At 60.5% G+C, this 22,357-nt stretch carries 21 protein-coding genes, 1 tRNA gene and 1 pseudogene; 5 read left to right on the forward strand and 18 right to left on the reverse strand.

Annotation, left to right across the window (positions count from 1 at the left end; all coding sequences use genetic code 11):
• The first annotated feature begins 88 nt into the window (after positions 1-88).
• Positions 89-736: a helix-turn-helix domain-containing protein gene (locus IFJ82_RS06300; RefSeq protein ID WP_192265994.1), complete on the forward strand. Its 648-nt coding sequence runs from the start codon at positions 89-91 to the stop codon at positions 734-736.
• A gap of 274 nt (positions 737-1,010) precedes the next feature.
• On the opposite strand, the gene IFJ82_RS06305 is transcribed toward IFJ82_RS06300, so the two are convergent.
• Positions 1,011-1,628 (reverse strand): NAD(P)H-binding protein, encoded by a 618-nt coding sequence (locus tag IFJ82_RS06305; RefSeq protein ID WP_275403448.1) that lies wholly within the window; start codon positions 1,626-1,628, stop codon positions 1,011-1,013.
• 124 nt (positions 1,629-1,752) lie between these two features.
• Here IFJ82_RS06305 and IFJ82_RS06310 point away from each other — a divergent pair, with 124 nt between their 5' ends.
• The 3 genes from IFJ82_RS06310 to IFJ82_RS06320 are packed head-to-tail and all read left to right on the forward strand — an operon-like array spanning position 1,753 to position 3,976.
• Positions 1,753-2,259, forward strand: coding sequence for a hypothetical protein (locus IFJ82_RS06310; RefSeq protein ID WP_225578801.1), 507 nt, complete (start codon positions 1,753-1,755; stop codon positions 2,257-2,259).
• The gene (locus IFJ82_RS06315; RefSeq protein ID WP_192265996.1) at positions 2,256-3,476 is read left to right on the forward strand and encodes a phage baseplate assembly protein; all 1,221 of its coding nucleotides are present in this window, start codon (positions 2,256-2,258) and stop codon (positions 3,474-3,476) included. The genes IFJ82_RS06310 and IFJ82_RS06315 overlap by 4 nt, the downstream gene beginning before the upstream one ends.
• Positions 3,473-3,976, forward strand: a complete 504-nt coding sequence (locus tag IFJ82_RS06320; protein ID WP_075632595.1) for a phage baseplate assembly protein domain-containing protein — start codon at positions 3,473-3,475, stop codon at positions 3,974-3,976. Before IFJ82_RS06315 ends, IFJ82_RS06320 begins: the two co-directional genes overlap by 4 nt.
• 3 nt (positions 3,977-3,979) lie before the next feature.
• On the opposite strand, the gene IFJ82_RS06325 is transcribed toward IFJ82_RS06320, so the two are convergent.
• The 11 genes and pseudogenes from IFJ82_RS06325 to IFJ82_RS06370 form a co-directional block, all read right to left on the reverse strand.
• A complete protein-coding gene (locus tag IFJ82_RS06325; RefSeq protein WP_003620666.1) occupies positions 3,980-4,222 on the reverse strand; it encodes a DUF2442 domain-containing protein in 243 nt (80 codons plus the stop codon).
• The gene (locus IFJ82_RS06330) at positions 4,203-4,439 is read right to left on the reverse strand and encodes a DUF4160 domain-containing protein (RefSeq protein ID WP_003620665.1); all 237 of its coding nucleotides are present in this window, start codon (positions 4,437-4,439) and stop codon (positions 4,203-4,205) included. The genes IFJ82_RS06325 and IFJ82_RS06330 overlap by 20 nt, the downstream gene beginning before the upstream one ends.
• Positions 4,357-5,199, reverse strand: coding sequence for a hypothetical protein (locus IFJ82_RS06335; protein WP_192265998.1), 843 nt, complete (start codon positions 5,197-5,199; stop codon positions 4,357-4,359). Before IFJ82_RS06335 ends, IFJ82_RS06330 begins: the two co-directional genes overlap by 83 nt.
• Before the next feature lie 135 nt (positions 5,200-5,334).
• Positions 5,335-6,462, reverse strand: a complete 1,128-nt coding sequence (locus tag IFJ82_RS06340) for an alkene reductase (RefSeq protein WP_192266000.1) — start codon at positions 6,460-6,462, stop codon at positions 5,335-5,337.
• A gap of 248 nt (positions 6,463-6,710) precedes the next feature.
• Positions 6,711-7,583 (reverse strand): PhzF family phenazine biosynthesis protein, encoded by an 873-nt coding sequence (locus IFJ82_RS06345; protein WP_192266002.1) that lies wholly within the window; start codon positions 7,581-7,583, stop codon positions 6,711-6,713.
• A 134-nt stretch (positions 7,584-7,717) separates the two neighbouring features.
• Positions 7,718-8,305: a DUF4070 domain-containing protein gene (locus tag IFJ82_RS15975; RefSeq protein ID WP_408901711.1), complete on the reverse strand. Its 588-nt coding sequence runs from the start codon at positions 8,303-8,305 to the stop codon at positions 7,718-7,720.
• A gap of 81 nt (positions 8,306-8,386) precedes the next feature.
• Positions 8,387-9,322, reverse strand: a pseudogene (locus IFJ82_RS15980) (B12-binding domain-containing radical SAM protein); the annotation flags it as partial.
• Between the two features lie 429 nt (positions 9,323-9,751).
• A complete protein-coding gene (locus tag IFJ82_RS06355) occupies positions 9,752-9,985 on the reverse strand; it encodes a hypothetical protein (RefSeq protein WP_192266005.1) in 234 nt (77 codons plus the stop codon).
• Between the two features lie 133 nt (positions 9,986-10,118).
• Positions 10,119-10,319, reverse strand: a complete 201-nt coding sequence (locus tag IFJ82_RS06360; protein WP_003620601.1) for a hypothetical protein — start codon at positions 10,317-10,319, stop codon at positions 10,119-10,121.
• Positions 10,316-12,907 (reverse strand): EAL domain-containing protein, encoded by a 2,592-nt coding sequence (locus tag IFJ82_RS06365; RefSeq protein WP_075624107.1) that lies wholly within the window; start codon positions 12,905-12,907, stop codon positions 10,316-10,318. Before IFJ82_RS06365 ends, IFJ82_RS06360 begins: the two co-directional genes overlap by 4 nt.
• 592 nt (positions 12,908-13,499) lie before the next feature.
• Positions 13,500-13,575, reverse strand: a tRNA-Asn gene (locus IFJ82_RS06370).
• 175 nt (positions 13,576-13,750) lie between these two features.
• Between IFJ82_RS06370 and IFJ82_RS06375 the strand changes: the two genes are divergently transcribed.
• Positions 13,751-14,803 (forward strand): ABC transporter substrate-binding protein, encoded by a 1,053-nt coding sequence (locus IFJ82_RS06375; protein WP_062809055.1) that lies wholly within the window; start codon positions 13,751-13,753, stop codon positions 14,801-14,803.
• A 73-nt stretch (positions 14,804-14,876) separates the two neighbouring features.
• Here the strand turns inward: IFJ82_RS06375 and IFJ82_RS06380 are convergent, their stop codons facing one another.
• The 6 genes from IFJ82_RS06380 to ligA all read right to left on the reverse strand — a co-directional run bounded on the left by IFJ82_RS06380 (position 14,877) and on the right by ligA (position 22,355).
• On the reverse strand, positions 14,877-15,815 hold the full coding sequence (locus IFJ82_RS06380) for an ABC transporter permease (protein WP_192266007.1): 939 nt from the start codon (positions 15,813-15,815) through the stop codon (positions 14,877-14,879).
• The gene (locus IFJ82_RS06385; protein WP_192266009.1) at positions 15,812-16,876 is read right to left on the reverse strand and encodes an ABC transporter permease; all 1,065 of its coding nucleotides are present in this window, start codon (positions 16,874-16,876) and stop codon (positions 15,812-15,814) included. Before IFJ82_RS06385 ends, IFJ82_RS06380 begins: the two co-directional genes overlap by 4 nt.
• Positions 16,873-18,462 carry an ABC transporter ATP-binding protein gene (locus IFJ82_RS06390; RefSeq protein WP_003620588.1) on the reverse strand — a complete coding sequence of 530 codons (1,590 nt, stop codon included), beginning with the start codon at positions 18,460-18,462 and terminating at the stop codon, positions 16,873-16,875. The genes IFJ82_RS06385 and IFJ82_RS06390 overlap by 4 nt, the downstream gene beginning before the upstream one ends.
• Complete coding sequence (locus IFJ82_RS06395; protein ID WP_192266011.1) at positions 18,455-19,585, reverse strand: BMP family ABC transporter substrate-binding protein; 1,131 nt, start codon at positions 19,583-19,585, stop codon at positions 18,455-18,457. The genes IFJ82_RS06390 and IFJ82_RS06395 overlap by 8 nt, the downstream gene beginning before the upstream one ends.
• Before the next feature lie 67 nt (positions 19,586-19,652).
• Positions 19,653-20,270, reverse strand: coding sequence for a nicotinamidase (locus IFJ82_RS06400; protein ID WP_192266012.1), 618 nt, complete (start codon positions 20,268-20,270; stop codon positions 19,653-19,655).
• Positions 20,271-20,294: 24 nt separating this feature from the next.
• Positions 20,295-22,355 (reverse strand): NAD-dependent DNA ligase LigA, encoded by a 2,061-nt coding sequence (gene ligA / locus IFJ82_RS06405; RefSeq protein ID WP_192266364.1) that lies wholly within the window; start codon positions 22,353-22,355, stop codon positions 20,295-20,297.
• Positions 22,356-22,357 lie beyond the last annotated feature (2 nt).

The raw sequence follows: 22,357 nt of genomic DNA on the forward strand, positions 1-22,357 counted from the left end.
TTTATTGCTGGACAGCTAATCATTTTTGTGCTCAAAATGCGCACGTCGAGAGCAAGGAAGCTCAGGCAATCGAGAGGAGTAACTTTTGATGATGACAAAACAGGAATTTGCTGAAGCGCTCACGGCTCTTCATTGGTCACAGCGTGGTCTGGCAGAGATTTTAAACACTCATCCGACAACTGTCCGTCGATGGGCAAATGGAGAGCAGGATTTACCTGATGCGGTTACGCAATGGTTAAATGAACTCAAACGAGTTCTCGTTGATAAGCCCCGCCCAAGCGGATGGGAAATACCCAATAACAGTGTTGGAAATGATGATTTTTTGACTGTGGTAATTCCTAAATATACCGAATCTTTGGTGGGATGGATTAAATTCGTATCACGAAAAAACGGATTACATGTTCATGACTTTCCGGAAATTTCCGACGTAGTTCTTCGTATAGAAAATTCTAAAAATAGCATTCTTGAATTAAGTCACCCACATGTCGACTCTGAAAAACGCATCGCAACTTATTGGTTGAAACCTCCATTGAGTAATTCTCATGGTTCATCATGTATTATTCTGCGACCTGAAGGCGCTTCATTAACTTGGTATGAGTGGGTATTGAGGACGGTTGATGCCGACGGCGATACAGATGAAGAAGACAGAGTTTGCGACTATTTCTTACCTCCCGAAAAACGAAGGGAATATCTCATTAATTTCATTAATGAGATATTCTCTGTGAATGGGATGTAATCTCGAGGTTATATGCGATCAGGCAACCTTTGCTGATCGCAGTCTACAAATTTATCCAAAAAATAGTCCATTTATACTTAATATCTTTAGTTTCCAGAGAGGATGAGGCTGCCCGTGAAGGGATATATATGGCCGTCCGAATGGCTGGAATGAGGCGACTGCCGCCTGTCTGCTCCATTCTCACGAAACAGCCAGGCGGTCAGGAGGAAACAGACCGTTGTCGGTCAAAAATTCCTGAACGCTGTCAGCCTGGTATTTTACATCCTGCGGAAAATTACTGGAGTGCTACCGTAACACTTTGCACAAGTGGTGTCGTGGGCCGTCCAATCAGAGCGGAAAGCTGGCGCCCGTCATCAAACAGGGCGCCCTGTGACGCGGCGATGTCCCAACCCGCAATGGCGTGTGCTATTCCATCAGGAAGACCAGCCCCGACAAGTGCTCTGGCGTAATCAGCCTCAGAGAGATTGCGATAGGGAATGTCCTTTCCTGTTTGCCGCGAGATTTCTACCGCCAGATCGGAAAGCGTCCAGGCGTTGTCACCTGCAAGCTCATAGGTTTTCCCGATATGCTCCGTGCCAGTTGCGACGACAGCAAGCGCTTCAGCATAATCAGCCCGAGATGCAGACGAAATGCGGCCACTCCCGGCACTCCCGATGAAAGCGCCGCCCTGCAGCGCCGCTTTGACTGAGCCCGTATAGTTTTCTGTATACCAGCCATTGCGGAGGATTGAGAAAGACAGGCCGGACGCTCTCAGATCAGCTTCGGTCATACGATGCTCGTCAGCCAATGACAGAACCGACGTATCCGCATGCAGCACGCTGGTATAGAAAATAGTCTGCACTCCGGCTGCTTTGGCGGCCGTGATCACATTGCGGTGCTGAATGACATGCACTCGGTGACATTCGTCCCCGACCAGCTTGTCGCCGGTAATCTCAAAATCGTCACCCAGCCGATTACGATCGGCGCCAGCCAGACCCTGATCCGGGGTGCAGTGCTGGGCAAGGTGACGGCGACGGATGTCGGTGGCGGATCCGGCGGGGCAGATCGCGGTCCTGGCCCCGCTGGCCGCATATGGCGCATCGGTGGTGGTATCCGACGCCCCGATCGGCGGGGCAATCGCAACGGCACAGGCCGCGACTGCAACGCTGTGCCGGCAGGCCGCCCTGCTGTCGCTCGCCAATGCCTGTGCGGACTGGCAACCCTCATCCGCCAACGATGCGCAGGTGATGCGGCTGCGCATCGGCACGCTTCTTGATGACGCGGCCACGGCGGCGGCCGACGCGGGCAGCGACGCCACGTTCCAGGCGCTGCGGTCGCTGCGCGCACAGGTGTTGCAGGACCTGGCCAACCGGGGGGCGCGCCTGCCGGATGTGATTACGGTTACCCGCAACGCCCCGCTGCCTGCGCTGGTGCTGGCACAGCAGCTTTATGCCAATGGCGCGCGCGCGCCCGACCTGATCCGCCGCGCCAACCCCATCCACCCGGCATTCATGCCCACCAGTTTCGAGGCCCTTTCGTCATGAATGGTACGCTGAGCGCAATATCCGATTTCCTCGGCTGGGATAACGCGCCGTCCGACCAGGTCTCGATCATCGTGACCGGTGGCGGCACATCGCGCCAGATCACGAACTGGACGTCCGCCGTGCTGCGGCTGGGGGTCGAAATCATGCCCTGGACGGCGGCGCTCGGCATGACCGCCGCCCGCGCATCCGCTGCCGGGGCCGATACAATAAATCCCGGCGACACCTGTCAGGTCTATATCGGGTCCGATCTGGTGTTCACCGGCTATGTCATCACGGTTATCGAGGACCTTGGGCCGGAAGATCACCTGATCGAGGTGCAGATCGCCTCGAAAAGTGTCGATCTGGTGGAATGTGCTGCGGAGTTCACGACGTTCCAGATGAACAGTACCAACGTGCTGGCGATCGCCCGGGCTGTGGCCCGCCGCGTTAACATTGACGTGATTTCCGTCAATGACGCAGGCAATACCGATATCCTCGCGTTTTCCATCATCATGACGGAAACCGCGTACGAGGTGATCGAACGCCTGTGTCGGCTGGCCGGTGTTCTGTTCTATGACCAGCCTGACGGCAATATCTGCATGTCCGGTGTGGGCACGCGCCGCGCCGCCAGCGGGTTTACCGTGGGACGGAACATCGAACGCGCCCAAATCGTACGCAGCCTTGGCGGCCGGTATTCCAGTGTCATCGCCATAAACCAGAATACCGTCTCCCTGTTCACCGACCCGAACGTGAATGCGCTGGAAAGCCAGATGTCCGCCCTGACCGTGGGCATCGAGGCCACAGACCCCGGCGTGCCACGCAGGCGCACCATGTTCATTCCGGTCGAAAATGGGGACGAGAACAATAAAGTCTGTCAGCAGCGTGCGCAGTGGGAGGTCAACCGCCGGTATGGGCGTGCCTATCCCATCACGCTGACGGCCGACAGTTGGCGTGATGCATCTGGACAGCTCTGGCTTCCCAACACGCGCGTTCCTGTTACGGGGCGCAATGGCATCGGGCCAGATATGCTGATTGGGGAATTGACCCTGCGCCAGACGGTCGAGGACGGCACCCATGCCGATGTCGTCCTTATGCCACCCTCGGCATTCTCGCCAGAACCGCTGCTCAATCCGGTGCTGGCGGACAGGTTCATCCAGGCGCTGAATAGTGCGCAGGCCGACGTGGACCATTCCATTCAGACCGAGGACCTGCCGCCGCTGGACGGAACCGCCCAATGACCGTCCCCCTGATGCGCACGGCGCGCCGCGTGATGATGGTATTCGGGATCGGGCGACAGACGGCGGACACGAACGAAACGCCCGCCACCCCCACCGTGCAGGTGGTTCTGTCAGGTCAGGAACTGCGTTCGGACGTGCCGGTCATGCAGGAATACGGGCTGGCCAGCCGCCCGGTTCCCGGATCTGACCTGGTCGTCGCATTCATGGGCGGCGACCGCACGCGCGGCGTCGTCATTGCCACGGGGGACCAGCGCGGCAGGCCGAAGGACCTGCAACCGGGCGACGTCTGCCTGTTTCACCCGTCCACCGGCAGCCGGATCTGGCTGAAGGCGGACGGGTCGATTGCAATCGTGCCTGCCAACGGAAAAACCGCAGCCACGGGTGACCTGACGGTCAGCGGCACCATCACCGGCAATGAGGTCGTGGCGCAGGGCGTGAAATTGACCGACCACGCCCATTCGAATGGCAATGATGGCGCGGACACCGGACCACCTGTCTAAGGGTCAGGACAGGCGCAGCAGGCTGGCGATGGAAATATCCTCGTCCACGTCGGGCCAATGGATGCCTTTGCCGCGTCCGATAAAGCGCCAGTGCGCGCGCTGTTCCGGCGATGCATCGCGCAGGCGCGGGAACCATTCCAGCGGAACGGACAGTTCACGCCCATCCGCCATGACGACATGAAGAATACTGCCATCCATCCGCACATCGGTGGCGGTCGGATCAAACCTAGCTGCCAAAATGGGCATTCCATGCCTCCCTGAACGCATCTCTATGTTCAATAACCAGCATCCGTAGCTTGGTCAGTTCATGCGACCTGAACCCGTCATTCATCGCCAGGGCAACAGGTTCCAGCCAGTATTTTGCAACATTCTCTCCCGATTCAACATGGATATGGGGCGGTTCGTTTCCCTCCATGCTGTAGAAAAAGAACCGGTATCCACCGATACGAAGAACTGTCGGCATTCACGATGCCCTTCCCATTACCCGCCCTGGTGCCTCTCGCATATCGAGCATGATGGGGCCTGCGTCGATCCCCTTCCGAATACACGATAGCACGCCGGGCGGCCCCGTCGCGAGTCAACGCATCCCACTCCCAAGGAAAAACAATGGACATCGCCATCACATGGAACGTCCGCGCGGCGCGCGGCGACTGGCCTGTCGTGTCCAGCGATCTGGCCCTCGACAACCCCCTGAAATCTGCGGTCATGGTCTCGCTTTTCACAGATCGCGTCGCCCCGCAGCAACCGTCGTCCGACGACATGGCGGCGGGCATCGCATCGCCGTCCGGCCCGATCGGTGCAGCCTCCCGCCGCCATCGGATGTCGCGCTTTACCGTGTCGGCCGGGAACCCGCGCCTCTCCATCAGTGCGAGCACACTCCTCTCGAACTCGTCGAGGTCATCGAGGGTTGTGATCGCCTCAAGGTCGCTATCCACGCTGCGTGTGAAGGTCCACATGGCGGATTGGACGGCGATGGCGGCCCGCTCTTGATCGTTGCCGTGCGTGAACAGCGCCTCGTCCATGCTCTCGATGTCCTCGAGCGGCAAACACATCGCCTTCTTCTCGAGCATAGTGGCGGCAGCCTCCGTGGCGACGGACCGGACGCGGGTCTCGACCTCGGTCGGCAGAAGCGTCATCGCGGACCTCTCGAGTAGCGAGCAGATCTCCCGGACCTCCTCCTCATCGACGCCCTGCTGTTCAATCGCCACCAGTGCCGCGAGCATCCTGTCGATCAGCCCCTGGTCACGGAACTCATCGCAGAGGTCGAGGGAGAGCTCCAGATACGTGAAGCGCTGCGATTGCTCTTGAGATTGGGTCTGTAAAGGAATGATCGGGGATTAACCCGATCATTCTTTGTCTCATTGGTCTTCGAAAGCAGGATAATCGACAAACCCCTTCGTATCGCCGCCATAGTACGTTGCACGATCGGGTGTCGCCAGTGGCCAACCATTCTGCAGTCGTGCCACCAGATCCGGGTTCGAAATAAAAGGCTGCCCGAAGGCCGCCAGGTCGATAGTGCCATCCGCGATCAGGGTTTCGGCACGTTCCCGCGTCATGCCCCCGGCCAGGATCAGTGCCGTCGTCGACAAATGCGGGCGGGCTTGACGCATCAGGGCGTGGATTCGATCCGATACCGGGACCGTCGATCCCTCGTCATAGAAAAAGCCGGTCTGGTCCATGATGTGAACGTAAGCGATCCGACGCCGACCTAAAGCCGCCATCAGTGCAGCATAGGTTTCCTCGATTGCATCGTAATGTGCCATGTCAAACAGCTTGCCGAAAGGGGACAGACGAATTCCCGTACGCTGGGCGCCGATGCGCGCGATTACGGCATCAACCACTTCGAGAACGAAGCGCAGCCGATTTTCCAGCGTGTCGGCAGAATAGCGATCGGTTCGATCATTGACGGTTGGGTTGAGGAATTGCTCAAGCAGGTAGCCGTTGGCGCCATGGATCTCGACACCATCAAAGCCCGCGTCGATCGCATTGGCGGCAGCGGTGGCGAAATCCCCGACGATACGCGATACTTCTCCGGTAGCGAGCTGACGGGGCGCCGGGGGTGCCACGAAGCCTGGCTTGCCATCCTCGTCATAGCCGAACGCCGTCGCGCCCTTCGCGATTAACGAACTCGCGCTGACGGGTGTCGCGCCATCGGTCTGGATTGACGGATGGGAGACGCGGCCAACATGCCAGAGCTGCGCGAATATCCGGCCACCTAACGAATGGACGGACTGGGTGGTCAGTCGCCATCCGGCTATCTGTTCTGGCGTGAAGATTCCCGGATTAAACAGATAGCCCTGCCCCTCGCGCGAGATTGGTGTGCCTTCGCTGACGATCAGCCCTGCCGTTGCGCGCTGTGCATAGTAGAGAGCGATCGTGTCGGTTGCGATGTCATTGGGCGCGCGGGAGCGGGTCATAGGCGCCATCACGATGCGGTTGGCCAGCGTCGTGCCGGCAAGATCGAAGGTGGAGAACAGGTCGGTCATGGCTTTCCTCGGATGAGTGGCGGCAATTATGTCCAACAGGGCGTGCCATTTTTCAATGTTCTGGCCGTGAAATTCCCCGATCATGCGGGTGCATGGGCTGAACGTAGTCCCTTTGCAGCATGATCCATTATGAAGCGAGTGTTGGGGATTCTCCCCAAAGATGCGAAAGACATCGCCTGTGGATTTTTTATTTTATTATCAATGAGTTGGTCCCATATGATCGTGGGATTTCCGGCCACAAACAATATTCATATGGCAATAGTGCCCGCAATGCGGGTGACGACATTTCCCCCGATCCAGATCGTCCCATCAACCTCATGCACAAAGACGCGGCCCGCCCGGCCCAGGGCGGTGCCCTGACGGGTGACATATTGTGGGGGTGCGGTTCCGCTTTCGATCAGCCATTGGGCGATCGCGGCATTCAGGCTTCCCGTAACGGGGTCTTCCCACCCCTGTCCGATCCCGGCAAAGGCACGGACTTCGAACTCGGCATCGTCCGTTGTGTCACATGCCCCAACCACCCCGATCATCTGTCCCTTCAGTGCCTGCCAATCCGGTCGAAGGGCCAGCACATCGGCGCAACTGCGCAATCGCAGCACCAGCCATCCCGGGCCATTATCCCCCCATTGGGCATCCAGAATATCCGCAGGGGCAAGGCGCAGGGCAAGGAGTGCAGGCATCAGGTCTGCATGATCGGCGGGGCCGGCACGGCGCCGCGGCGGGGCGGCAAAGGCCAGACGGTCTTCGTGCAGTCTTACCGGGACAAGGCCCGCACCGCATTCCTGTACGATCAGGCCGGTTTTTGAAACGCCGCCCAAAGAACGCCAGACATGCGCGGTGCCAAGTGTCGGATGTCCAGCAAAGGGAAGTTCGGCGTGCGGGGTGAAGATACGCACACGATAATCGGCATCCGGGTGTACCGGATCAAGGAGGAAGGTCGTCTCACTAAGATTGGTCCAGTTTGCGATCTGCGCCATCTGTTCATCAGACAGCCCATCCGCTCCGGCAATCACGGCGAGGGGATTTCCCCTGAAGGGTTCGGCGGCAAAGACATCAACCTGCCTGAAAGTGAGGTCCACCATTCTGGTTCCTGCGATGTTGGGCCGCAGTGTATCGGCCATGTTTGTCACTCTCCCGCCATGCAGCACTGCATGACGGCCCGATCGACATGCGGTGCAACCTTCACAAAGACCTTTATGGCTTCAGCAGGTTGACGGCCCCGCCTTGGCAGGCCGCCTTTGTGATTCCCGCGGGTTCAGGCTGGTACGGATACGGGCATGGGGGCCGGTGATTTCTGCGGCACGGGGGCGTGCCATCGCCCCTGATCGACATTTGCGATTTCACGATCGATTTCTGCGATGACCTGCCGTGAGAACGGACCGAGATGGAGATAGAGGGCGCTTGTCATGATAACATAGGGCACGGCCTTGGGATTATGCAGGGCACAGTCGATCAGCATGCGCCAGAACTGTCCGGCCGTGCCGGGTCCTGCGCGGTGTATGCGCAGTATCAGGCGGGCGAAACTGCGCAGGTCGCCCTTGATCATCCGGTGCGCGCGCTCCCGCTTCAGCATCCGGCCCAGGCGGCGCACCCGGCCGAAATAGGCCACCGGGTCATAGATCGCCTTAAGCACCGTCCGGTAATCATTGAGCACATCCCGACGTGGCCGTTTCGTTTCGAAATTCAGGCCCGCCGTACACTGGTCCCCCGACTGCGTCTGGTCATCGGCGGGGAAAAGGCGTCCTTCGGCCAGCAGGCGGCGTGTCAGTTGCGTCGTGGGCAGGGCATAAAGCAGCCCGACCATGCAGACCGGGATTGCCGTATCCTCGATACATGCGATCATGCCGGCGGCGACGCTGCTCTTTTCGCTGTCAAAGCCGACGATGAACCCCGCATTTACGAAAATACCGGCCCTGTGGATTGTCTCGATGCTCTGTTGCAGGCTGCGCCTTGTATTCTGCTTTTTCTGCGTCATGACAAGCGTATCGGTATCCGGGCTTTCGATCCCGACGAAGATCGCAAAGAAATTCGTATCCGACAGGCTATGCAGAAGGTCTGGGTCATCGGCAAGGTTGATGGAGGCTTCGGTCGAGAACTCGAACGGGAATTTCCTTTCGGCCTGCCAGCGTTTCAGGTCCGGCAGGAACTTCTTGAGCGCCTTTTTGTTGCCGATCAGGTTGTCATCGACAAAATCCACATGGCCGCGATAGCCAAGGTTATACAGCGCATCGAGTTCGGCCATGACCTGCGCATTCGTCTTGGTGCGCGGCACGCGGCCATACAGTTCGATGATATCGCAGAATTCGCAACTGAACGGGCACCCGCGTGAAAACTGGACCCCGACATGAAGATACTGGTCCAGTTTCAGCAGGTCAAAGCGGGGAAGCGGGCTTTTAGTGACGTCGGTCTTGCCCATGGGGGCCTGAAAAGTGCCCTCCCGCGCGCCGCGGCGCCATGCCGCGATGAAATCGCCCATGATTTCCTCGGCCTCGCCCAGGACCTGGAAATTCGCATTGCCATACAGGGCGGGACTGGATGTGACATCGGGCCCGCCAACGACCACCGGCTTGTTGCTGGCGCGGCAGAGGTCGATGATATGCTGCGTGTCATTACGCTGTGGCAGCATCCCGCCGGTCATCACCATGTCGGCCCAGCGGAAGTCCTCATCGCTCAGGTCTTCGGTATTGCGATTGACCAGCCTGACATCCCATTCTTTGGGCAGCAGGGCCGCAACCGTAATCAGGCCAAGCGGCGCGGCCGGATAACGCGCACCGGTCAGATCACAGGCTTCCTTGTAATTCCAGAATGATCCTGCATTGAAAAGGGGAAAGATCATCAGAACCTTGCAGATGTCGGTCATTGCGCAAGGGTCCAGTCTTTCAGATGCAGGCTGGGGGTATTACGACTTTTGTGGCTAATGGTGTGATGTCTGCGGATGGATGGATCCACATCTGGTGAAACAGCAATATTCCAGCGAACAGTCGGCATATGGATCTTCCATCTGGGTGATGACGTGGTTTTACACGGTCTGCCGTACAATGGCGATAGAAGGTGCGCGTCATATGGAAGGTCGCCTGCCGGGGCGTGATTATGGTGTCGTCTGGATGATGGCGAACCTGGAGGCTGCCTGTACGGGTTGCCTGCGAAACATGTTGTAAAACCAGCAAGTTTCCGGAGGTTTCTTTAAACCCACATTGCCCGCCGTTATTTTGGGGCGGAGGGGGCCTAAAATTTTTATTATTTTATCAACAGGTTTGGTTCAGCCGTCCATGGGGTGGCCGGTGATGCTTCATGCCACCGCGCAGGCATGGATGCTGGCAGCCATTTCATGGGGGGATGTGTCGGCGAGGGTGGGCGCATCTGTTGCCAACTGTCCTTCGGGCATAAGCAGGGCCAGCAGTTCCGCCGGCACCGGTTCGTCAAGGATATGCGCATATTGGCGGGACAGGCTGACATGCACCCATTGTGGGATGCCGGTTTCCAGGATGTGAAAGACGGGGTGTTCGCAGGACGCGTCTGACATGGTTGCGCTCTATTGTCGTTCCAGCCATGGCTGAGGGCTTGCGGCTCCAGCGTGGGTTGGTGACACAACGCGTACCGGGTTGGTCGGGTTATATTCGATATTCAGTTCTGTCTTATTCTTTTTTGTAAGGAAATTATCCTTCAGGCATCCGGCCGGAATATGGCTTTCCCGTCAGCGCGTTGATCCGTACGCGCTTTGTGCGTGTCGTGGTATCGGGCACGACGTGGCAATCCAGTCCTTCGGCCCGGCGCGCGGCGGCAAAGCGTTGGGCATGTGAAAGCTGGGCCGCCTGATACAGAACGCGTTCGCCCAGCATGACCTTATGCTGCTTCATGCCTGTGCGGCCTTGGCCTGTCGTGGGGCGGGGGGGACGTTCATGCATGTCACCGCCTGCGCGTTCCGTGGGGTGGCGGTGATGCACCATTGTGCAAGGTCAGTGGGGGAGAGCGGGCGCGAAAAGAGATAGCCCTGTATGACATCGCACTGCATCGCCCGGAGGAGCTGGTATTGGGCCTGCGTTTCGACACCTTCCGCCACCACGGTCATGCCCAGGCTTTGCCCGATGCGCACGATGGCGCGCACCACTGAATAGACCTTGCCCGCGGGTTCTTCGAACCCTTTCATGAAGCTCTGGTCAATCTTGACTTCGCTGACGGGCAGGCTGGCAAGGTTCGACAGGCTGGAAAAACCGGTGCCGAAATCATCCATCGATACACCACAGCCCAGTTCGCGGATGGCGGTGACGATTTCGACCGTCTGTTCGAAATTGTCGATCATGGTGCTTTCGGTCAACTCTATCGTCAGCCGTTCCGGTGGCATCCCGGTTTCATGCATGATGCGCGCGATGGTATCAGGCAGGTTGCGGTCGCGGAAATGGATGGCCGACAGGTTGACGGATACGATGGGGATGTCGATGCCGTGCATCATCCACGATGTCATCTGCCGACATGCCGTACGCAATGACCATTCGCCCAGGATCTCGATCTGTCCCGTTTCCTCCGCCAGCGGGATGAAGCGCCCGGGAGAGATGAAGCCAAGTTCCGGGTCGATCCAGCGCGCCAGCGCCTCCACCCCATGCAGGTGTCTGCTGCCGGTCATGACCTGTGGCTGATAGACAAGGCTCAAGCGGTCTTCCCTGATGGCACGACGCAGTGCCGCGGCAAGGGTGATGCGGTCCTCCGCCGCGCGATTCATTTCGGGGCTGAAGAAACGATAGCAGTTGCGCCCTGCTTCCTTGGCCTGTGACAGGGCGGAATAGGCGTGCTTCATCACCGTCTTCATCTCGTCCGATGGGTCGGTGCCATCGCTGATGCTGATGCCGATACTGGCGCTGGGACGAAGCTCGACCTGCTCGATCATAAGGGGGGCATCAAGTATCCGCAGCAGCCGTTCCGCCTGTACGGCGGCCTGTTGTGGGGCGGTTTCCGTGACAATGACGAATTCGTCGCCATCGGTGCGCGTCAGGATGTCATCAGGCAGCAGGGCATGGCGCAGGCGGCGCGCCACCTCCATCAACAATGTGTCGCCCGCCGCATGGCCCATTGCTTCGTTGATTTTCTGGAAACGGTCCAGGTTAAGGACCATAATGACCCGTGCAAGGGAATGCTGCCGCGCCTGTGTGCAGTAATGCCGCAGCCATGCACGGTTCGGCAGCCCCGTCAGGCCATCATAATGCGCCAGCCGGTCTATGGACTGTCGGGCATGTTCCTGCACGATCGCCAGCATGCACAGATGCACACATGCCCCGACAACGCGACGGCACCAGGTGCTGGGATGGCCTGGTGTGGGGGAGAAAAGCGTGAACGCACCGGCCACCTGTCCGTCGCGCAGGATGATGGGCCGCGCCCAGCAGGCGCGCAGCCCATGGTCAAGTGGCACATCCGCCAGCCCCGCCCACAGGGGGGATGTGGCGATATCCGGCACGATCACCTCCTCATGCCGGTGGATTGCCGTGCCGCACGACCCGGCGGCGGGGCCGATCCGCGCGCCGTCATATTGCGCCACCACCGCCTTGGGCAGGGAGGCGCGGCCGATAGGGTGCATGACCTGGCCATCCTCGGTCATCATCACCAGCGCCTGCACATCGGGGACGATGCGTTCAATGCGGCGGCATATGAAATCCATGACTTCACGCAGTGACAGCCCACTCGCCAGGGCTTCCACCACGTCCTGCTGCAGATAGCGCAGGTCGCGGTCGCGACTGACGTCACTGAGGATGATTATGGTCTGTTCCAGCGCACCATGGTCGTCATGCACAGGGGTCGCGGCGGCGCGCAGCCAGATGTTGGTGCCATCGCGGCGGCGCGCCTGAATATCTATTTCAAAGCTGTTGCCTTCGCCCACCTGTTGACGGAATTGCTGCAGGGTGCGGATGTCACGGCCATGACCGGAAAACAGAATGGAAAAATCGTTTCCCGCGACTTCATCTTCGGAATATCCGCACAAGATGCCAAAGGCAGGGTTGGCATGCATGATCCGGCTCTGCCCATCCAAAACGAGGATGCCGCGATCGGTTTCATGAACGATGGTCGCGCAGATCCCGTCCCCCAGCACATGCCCCTCCGCCGGGGAGACATCACGCAGCGTAATGACATGCAGGCGGCGTCCTTGCATCTGAAGTGATGAAACTTCCAGCTCCGCATTGAAACATGTGCCGTCGCGCCGTGTAATGCTCAGGGTATGGAGGCCGCCGCGCAAGGGCTGGGTTGCTTTTTCGCCCGACTGTGAAAGGGGTGTCTGGATTTCCATGGGCAGGACGGTGCTGCTGTGGCGGCCCATGACATCATCGCGTGCATGCCCGGACATATGTTCGGCCATATCGTTGAAGACAACGATCGCATTGTCATCATCGACGATCACGACCCCTACATTGGTGGAAACCTGCTGTGATTTTCGCAGCCGATGCGGACCTGTCGCGGACATTTCAGTTATTCCCTTGCCCCGTGGCCGCACCCTTGTCAGACATCGGGCGCATGTCACCGGGGATTACGTGCCGGTTTAGGAAACATAAAGGCGAGCCGTTCTGGTCAGGTTCGATTAGTGCATGATCACATAGGCGTTTTTTCGATCTTGCCCATGAAGGACGAAGCCTTGTTATTTCAAGACGTAAGGTCGATTATGAATATGGCGTTAATATGTCAAACGTGTCGGAAGCATGGAAACTATTTATTGTAGGAACATATTCCTGACCATTTTCCATACCGGAAATGCATCCCATCCGCATCCGGCGCAGCACTGGCGGCGGCGATGCCGTGACCGGTGCCATATGTGGTATCGGGGCCGAATATCGGAGTGGTAACGGCTGTTGGTGGCATGCATCGTATTCTGGGCAAACGCCGCATGCAGGACGAGGTTGCATACCCCAACAGCAGGGATCGGAAATAGAGAGGGGGGAGGGGAGGCGCGCGGATGAATGATGTGCGTCAAAGCTGGACGCTCATTCAGCAGGGGCATGCGCTCACAGGCATTCCATATTTATGGAATGGCGGCAATATTTCTGAATTATAAGGAAACGTGGCTCCCGAAGTAGGACTCGAACCTACGACCCAGCGATTAACAGTCGCTTGCTCTACCAACTGAGCTATTCGGGAACAGCGTGAGCAGCTTATAGCCACAGTGGCTGGGGGTCGTAAACCCCCTTTTTCCACTTTTTTTGCCATATGCCCAAAATCGGCGGGCTGTGCCATAACATCCTGTAGATATGGCGTTAAATCATGGGAAAGGAGCGGATCACATGGCGGGTCACATGGGTGTGCCAATGCAGTCATGGCGGTGATACCGCGTCGCAGGGTCATGGCCGGGCTTGGCGGGGCGAGCGTCCTTGCCGGGGTGGGGCTGTGGGAATGGCGCGCCCAGCGTCGGCGCGCCGGGCGGCTGCATGTGGGCGATGTCCTTGATGGGCAGGCACACCAGATCGACCTGTCCTGGCCATCCGCGCCGATTTCCATCCTGTTCAATGTGGCGCAGCGGCAGGGATTTTTTGAACGTTATCTTCTGGATGTGCGTCTGACGGAGGGGGGCGTCACGGGCCGTGATGCGATTGGGGACCTGCAGGCCGGGCGCAGCAGTGTGGCGGTGGCCCCTGTGCTGTCGTGGCTGGACAAACTGCATGAGGGGGAGGTGCAGGCACGGCTGGTCATGGGGTTGCAGGCCGGGACGTTCCGTCTGCTGGTGCGCCGTCGCCTGAAATTGACGCGGGTGGAGGATATGGTCGGTCGGCGTATCGCCATTACCAATCCAGATATGGCGGACCGGCTGTTCTTTTCCGTCGTGCTGCGGCGCAAGGGGATGAACCCCGACACCGGGCCGATATGGCGTGTCGTCTCACCGCAGGACATGGACGGGGCGATCCGTGGCGGGGATGTCGATGCCGTGGCGGTACATGATCCGCTGGCATGGCGTCTGCTTAATGATCCGTCGCTTGGGCTGGGGGAACTCGTCAACAGTGTGAACGGGCTTTATGCGCAACGCACGAATCTTGCGCTGGGGGTGGGACACGCGATGCTGGAACACTCACCCGCCGCGGCGGCGGCCCTTGTGGTCGCATTGCAGGATGCTGCGCGATGGCTGAAAACCCATATCCCTGAAACGGCCGGCCTGCTTGATGGGCGCATTGATGGCATGGCGCAGGCAGGGATCATGGCGATGATGCGTCATGAAGTGCTGGGGATCTGCCCCACGGGGGCTGAACTACGTGTACAGCTTGCGCAATATATTGACGAAATGAAGCTGCTTGGCCGGTTTCCCGATACGCTGGGCTCGGCGGCGTATGCGCGGGCCATTTCGATGGACCTGCTGCATCATAACGGGCCGCCATGATGGGCGTGCAGGGCGCGCGCCATCACCAGATTAAAAAACCTTTGCCAGGGCCGGATGATTTCGGGTCGCCCCCTTATCGCACGTCGCGGTAATAAGGCTGCGCCAGTGCGGCGGGGGCTGCCATGATGCGGCGCATGCGGTGCCAGACCACGACCGGCACGATGATGAACGCCACCGTCCCAAGATAGGGCAGCATGTTCAGGAATGCCGGGTCTATGGGCCAGTTACGTGCCTGCCCCACAAAGGCCAGCGCGGTAATCAACCCGAACAGCAACGCGGCGCATGCCACCATGACGGGGCGATACCCGGCAAAGATCACCAGCGCCAGCGCGATCCAGCCGCGCCCCGCGACCATGCCTTCGGACCATACCGTAACATAGGTCAACGTCAGATACCCACCCGCCATTCCCGCCATCGCCCCGCCCAGCGTGACATAGCCAAAGCGCATGGCCATCACCGGGATGCCCGCTGCATCCGCCGCGGCGGGATTTTCCCCCACGGCACGCATGTTCAGGCCATGGCGTGTGCGGAACATCACGAAATGCACCAGCAGTGGCAGCATGACATAAATCGGGATGACCAAGATGTTCTGCCCGAACAATGCCGGCCCGATGACCGGGATGTTCGACAGCACGGGTATGGCCACATGGCCGAACATAGTGGCCGATGGCTGGCCCGCGTAATCATGTCCCAGCGCGGTGGACAGGCCCTGTCCCATGAACGTGACCGCCAGCCCGCACAGCACCTGGTTCGCCCGCATGATGACCGCGCCAAACGCAAACACCATGCCGCCAACCGCCCCGGTCAGTCCCGCCGCCAGCAGCCCGGCCCACGGATTGTGCGTACTGCCGACCGCCATGATCGCAACAACCGCGCCCAGAGCCATCAGCCCTTCAACCCCGAGATTGGTGACACCCACGCGTTCGGCCATGACCTCGCCCAACGCGGCCAGTGTCAGGACACCCCCCGCCAGTACTGCCGTCGCCAGCATACCACCCAGCAATGCGATCATGGCCCGGTCTCCTTTGCAAGGCTGGCGACGGGCCGGTAATGGGCCAGTTCGTCCGCCAGCGCGATCATGAACAGCATCAGTCCCGTGATCGCCAGCACCACCGATGCCGTAAGCTGCTGCGTCTGCAGCACGATCCCGGCATCCAGGATGAACGCCATCAGCAGGGCGGCAGGAATGACATTCAGGCACGACCCGCGCGCCAGCACGGCGACCACGATCCCCAGATAGCCGAAATTGTTGGCCATCCCCCCCTGGAGCCGGTGAACCGTCCCGGCAAGTTCGAACATGCCAGCCAATCCGGCAAGGCCGCCTGACAGCAGCATGACCGCGATGATGCGTGCGCGCACCGCGATCCCGGCATAACGCGCGGCATCGGGGTTTGCGCCGCCGATGCGGATTTCATATCCCCAGCGCGTGTGCGCCATGATCCATGCCAGTATTGCCACGATCCCCAGCCCGAGCGGGAACCCCCAATGCACCACGCCCCAGATATCGGGGATGGAAACCGGCAGGCGCGCGCTTGAGACCTGCGCGCCCGTCACCCGGTCACGCCATGGTCCGGTCGTCAGGTAATAGGTCAGCAGGGACGCGACGAAATTCAGCAAAAGCGTGGTGATGATCTCGTTCACCCCGGCATAGGCACGCGCAAGGGTTGGCACTGCGATCCATCCCATCCCCGCCACGATCCCGGCAATCGCCATCAGCGGCAGGACCACAATGGCTGGGGCCGGGATGAACAGGCCAACCGCCGCCGCGCCGATGGCCCCGGCATAGAACTGTCCCTCCGCGCCGATATTCCACAGGCCGATACGGCTGCATACCGTCACCGCCGCCCCCGTCAGCAGCAGCGGTGACATGAACAGGGCCAGATCCTCCATCCCGAAGCGCGAACCGATGGTGGAACGCATCACCAGCAACGCCAGATCGACAGGACTGTATCCCGACAGGGCAAGGATCCCCGCCGTCATCAGCAGGGCGCACACGATCGCCCCCACACGCCACAGCATCAGGCGCATGGCGGGGACAACGGGCAGGCGCTGGAAACGGTTCTGCGCGGTCATGATCCGTCCCTCCCCATTGGCAGGCTGGACGGGTCGCGTCCCCCCATCAGCAGGCCGATCGTCGCCATGTCCGCTTCTGCGGCATCGAGCACTGCCATCATGCGCCCATGGAACATCACCCCGATCCGGTCCGAGACGTTGAGGAGGTCTTCCAGGTCTTCGGAAATGAAGACCACGCCCACGCCCTGATCGCGCAGTTCCGTCAGGTAGGACAGCATGGTGGCGATTGCGCCGATATCCAGCCCGCGCGCGGGATAGGCCGCGACAAGCACCCGATGGGCGATGCGGATTTCGCGTCGTGCGACCAGGCGTTGCTGGTTACCGCCCGACAGGTTGCGCACCGGCATGGCAAAGTCCGGGATGGTGACATGCGCGACCTGTGCAATCCCACGCGCCAGCATGGCGGCGGCCGTACTGTCATACAGCCCGCGCCGCCCGACCGGGGGTGTCGCATATTCGCGCAGCGCCATGTTGTCCGTGATTGACAGGGAAGGGGCCAGCGCGCTGCGCAACCGGTCTTCGGGAATATGGCCCACCCCTGCATGGGCAAAGATGGCCGGGTCGATGCGCTCCATCTCCGTCCCATCCAGCAGGACATGTCCCACGGCGGGTTTCAGAAGTCCCGTCAGCACCCCGGCCAACTCGCGCTGCCCATTGCCTGCAACCCCGGCGATACCCAGGATTTCACCCCCATGCAGGTCCAGCGACACGTCACGCAGGCTTTCGACACCGCGTGCATCGCGTATCGTGACATTGCGCAGGCCCATGATGGGACTGGCGCTGACCGGCCGGGCGCCCGGGGGGCGTGTGCGCATGTTCTGACGTATGATGTCACGCCCGACCATGGTGGTCGCCAGCATGGCGGGGGTGCAGGCGGCAGTATCGAACGTGCCAATTCTGCGCCCGCCACGCAGGATGGTGACGCGGTCGGAAATTTCCATCACTTCATCCAGCTTATGGCTGATGATGATGACGGCGTTCCCCTGCGCGCGAAAGGCACGCAACGCACGGAACAGTTCGCGCGTTTCCTCCGGCCCCAGCACGGCGGTCGGTTCGTCCATGATCAGCAGGCGCGCCCGGCGCGACAGTACGCGCAGGATTTCCACGCGCTGCTGTTCCCCGGCGGACAGGTCGCTGACGCGCGCATCGGGGCGTACGGGAAACCCGAACTGTTCGGCGATGGCGCGCGTGCGTTCCTCCATCGCGCGGGCGGAGACAAGGCGCGGCGCTTCGTCCCAGCCAAGGTGGATATTCTCCGCCACGGTGAAGGCCTGTACCAGCTTGAAATGCTGGTGGACCATGCCAATTCCCGCACGGATCGCCTCCTGGGGGGAATTGAATACCTGCCCGTAGCCATCAAGCAGGATGTCGCCTTCCTCTGGCTGGTAAATGCCGGTCACGACATTCATCAGGGTTGATTTGCCCGCGCCATTTTCACCCAGCAGGGCATGGATTTCCCCCGGCCAGACCGCCAGATCCACATCCCTGTTGGCGATGACGCCGGGAAAGAACTTCCCGATGCCACGCAGTTGCAGGATCGGCGGTGTGCCCGGCGCAAGGGGCGGGCGCGTGGAAACGTCAACCAAGGCCCGACACCCCCGCCACGGCCCAGTCACAGTGATAGATCTGCTCATCATCCAGTGTCACGCCCGCCGGCACACGCAGCCGCCCGTGATTGTCATGGATCGGGCCACGAAACGGGTTATATCCCGCCAGCATGCGTGTGCGCATGTCATCGGCCTGTCGCGCGACCGCCTCTGGCACCGTGGGGCCCCACCTGTCGCGATCCACCCCATGGCCCAGTGTGAGGAACGCGGCGGAAGGGTGCCATCTCCCCTCCAGCAGGGCGCGCACCTGCGCGACATAGAACTGGTTGAAATCCAGCACCACCGAACTGACATAGGCGTCCGGTCCGTATTGCAGCATCCCCGTATTCCACATCGCCGCCCTGACACCGCGTGCCACCGCGACACGCAGATAGGCCGGTTCGTCCATGATCCCGCACAGGAAATCGCACCCATTATCCACCAGTGCGGTGGCCGCCTGTGTCGCGGCCTGTGGGTCGAACCATGCATTGATGGTGATGCCCTGCAACGTGATGGCCGGGTTGACCGATTGCGCGCCCAGCAGCGTCGCATTCGCGCTGGCATAGACCGAGGGGATGGGAAACGCGCCCAGGAATCCGATCCTGCCGGTTTTCGACAGCAGGCCGGCGGCAATCCCGATGATATAGCTGGCGTACCAATGGCTGACATAATACCAGCCAAGGTTGGATGTCAGGGAATTGCCATCGCATTCCATGAAGGCGACGTCAGGTGCGCGCTCGGATACGTCCTTGATGAAATCACCATATTCCGATGTTGCGAACACCATGTTCGCCCCTTCCGCCACGAACTGGCGAAAGATGCGCGTCGCATCGGCGGAATAAGGGACGCTTTCGACATAAACGGTGCGGATTCCCGGGAATGCCTGCCGCACGGCCTGCACGCCACGGTTATGCACCATGCTCCATCCCCCATCGGTGATCGGGCCGGTATGGCCAAAGGCAATCAGTGCGTCCGCTGGTGCGATTGACGGGCGTGGCACCCGCCCCGTGTCCGCCCGTCCCGCGCGCAAGGGCAGCAGGGTCGATCCCGCCGCCATCCCCGCAAGGCCGAGCATGGCGCGTCGTGAAGCCAGTAACCGCCCCCGCGGTCCTGTAACATCCATCTTTGTGTATTCCCCCGGTCATGATGCCCATGCCTCCCTCTGGCGTGGGCGTCGTGTCGTCTTTGAGTTATGAAGTTTCGTTGCCCTCCAGCAGATCGCGCGTGATGATGATGCCGATCCCCCCGTCACGCAGGGCACGATGGACATCACGCCTGTCATCATTGATCGCGGCGCACGCATCGTCGAGTACAAAAGTGTCGAACCCGTCCGTCACTGCGTCCAGGGCGCTGGCCCGCACGCAGTATTCCAGCGCGATGCCACAGACAAAAACACGCCGGATGCCACAGGCCGCAAGCCAGGGCGCAAGTCCGCTTTCATGCCCGCCTTCGTTGTCGCGGAACGCGGAATAGCTGTCGATGTCGCGCTGCATGCCCTTGCGCAGCACCAGTCCGATATGTGCCTGCGCCAGCGTATCGGGAAAGGAAGCCCCCCATGTTGCGGCGACGCAGTGTTCGGGCCACCGGTCGGGGGCGGGGGGATTGTCCGCCGTGAAGGAGACATGACCGCGTGGATGCCAGTCCTGGGTCGCCACGATCCGACCAAATGGCAGGTCCTGCAGGCGGTTGATGATCGGGATGATCCGCCCGCCCTGTGCCACAGCCAGGGTGCCGCCGGGCAGGAAATCATTCTGCACATCGACAATCAGCAGGGCGTCGCGACCGTCGATGGCAGGGAGGGGGGTCATGATCGCAGGATATTCACAGGATATTCATGAGACCTGTGGCAGCCCGGCAAGGCTGCGCCACCCGGCCTCGTCCACGGTATGCAGGTTCAGTTCCGCCGCCTTGCGTGCCTTTGACCCTGCCTTTTCGCCCAGTACGACGATGTCCGTCTTGCGCGATACACTGTCAGAGACGCGCGCGCCCATACGTTCGGCAATGGCGCGGGCTTCGGGTCTGCTCATGGTCGTCAGCGTGCCGGTAAAGACGATGACCTTGCCCGACAGTTCCCCCGCCGCAAGCATTTCCTCGTCCGTGATGGCCTCCAGCACATGTGTCAGATCCTCAAGCGTCTGGCGGTTATGTGCCTCGATGAAAAATGCCACCAGTTCGTCGGCAATGGCAGTGCCGATTCCGGTGATGCTGCCCAGTTCGAGCCGTTCGTCCGATCCCACGGTCGTCGCGCGCAACATCTGCTGGTGCCAGTTGTCATACGACCCGTAATGGCGCGCCAGAAGTCGCGCCGTGTTGATGCCGATGCGACGGATGCCCAGGGCGTAGATAAAGCGTGACAGTGAAATCGTCCGCCGCGCCGCGATCGCATTCATCAGGTTACGCGCCGACAGCGTGCCCCATCCGGGACGCACCGCAATGGCTTCTTCATGCGTGGGCAGGTGAAAGATGTCGGCCGGTGTGCCCAGAAGCCCGTCGGCGTGGAATTCGGCAATCGTACGATCACCCAGCCCTTCGATATCGAAGGCATCGCGCGACACGAAATGGATCAGCCGCTCCACCAGTTGCGCCGGGCACGTCAATCCGCCGGAGCACCGCCATACAACCTCGCCTTCGGGGCGTTCGGCATGGGCATGACAGACGGGGCAGACATGGGGGAAGACAAACGGGTGGGGGGAATGGTCACGTGGCAGCACGACGTCGAGAACCTGCGGAATGACGTCGCCTGCGCGCTGTATGCGCACAAGGTCGCCTTCCTGCACATCCTTGCGGGCGATTTCATCTTCGTTATGCAGGCTGGCGCGGGTGACAATCACGCCGCCCACGTTCACCGGTTCCAGAATGGCAACAGGCGTCAGTGCCCCGGTACGACCCACCTGGATATCGATCTTCGTCAGGCGTGTAATGGCCTGTTCAGCGGCAAACTTCCACGCCACGGCCCAGCGCGGCGCCCGCCCGGCAAAGCCAAGGCGTTCCTGAAGCGCGCGTTCGTTGATCTTGTACACCACACCGTCAATGTCGTAATCAAGGGCGGAGCGTTCGCGTGCAATCCGTTCCATGAACGCTTCGGCCTCCGCCTCATTCGCGACCCGCGTACACAGCGGGCTGACCGCGAATCCCCATTCCCCAAGCTGTCGCAGATACAGGTCATGGGTGTCGGCCACCGGGGCACTGCAATATCCCACGGCATAGGCAAACAGCGACAGGGGACGCTGGCGCGTGATTTCGGCGTCAAGCTGGCGCAGCGACCCGGCCGCGGCATTGCGTGGGTTGGCAAAGGGTTTCTGTCCCGCCGCAACCTGTGCCGCGTTAAGCGTCAGAAAGTCGGATTTGGCCAGGAACACTTCCCCCCGGATTTCAATCAGGTCGGGGGCGGGGCCGTGCAACTGCTGCGGCAGGTTGCGCAGCGTGCGCAGATTGGCGGTAACGTCTTCCCCCTCGGTCCCGTCACCACGGGTGGTGCCGCGCACGAAATGCCCATTTTCATAGGTCAGGCTGATCGACAGCCCGTCGATCTTGGGTTCGGCCACGAAGTCGAGCTGTGTGGCCTGCGCATCGTCAAGCCCGAGGAAGCGCGCGGCGCGGCTGATGAAGCCCTCGAATTCCTCCCGGCTGAACACATTGTCCAGCGACAGCATCGGCGTCAGGTGTCGATGGCGGCGAAATGCGCCAGAAGGTGCCGCGCCCACGCGGGTGTCGGGGCTGTCGTCACGGCGTTCGTGCGGATGGGCCTGTTCCAGTTCGCTATTGCGCCGACGCAACGCATCATACACCGCATCGGTCACGACCGGTGCGTCATCCTGATGATAGGCGCGATCCAGTCGCGCGATCACATCCGCCAGCAGCGCAAGTTCGCTCGCCGCCTGCGATGCCGACATGT

Origin of the sequence: Novacetimonas hansenii (assembly GCF_014843995.1) — a bacterium.
GTDB classification, from domain to species: Bacteria; Pseudomonadota; Alphaproteobacteria; order Acetobacterales; family Acetobacteraceae; genus Novacetimonas; species Novacetimonas hansenii.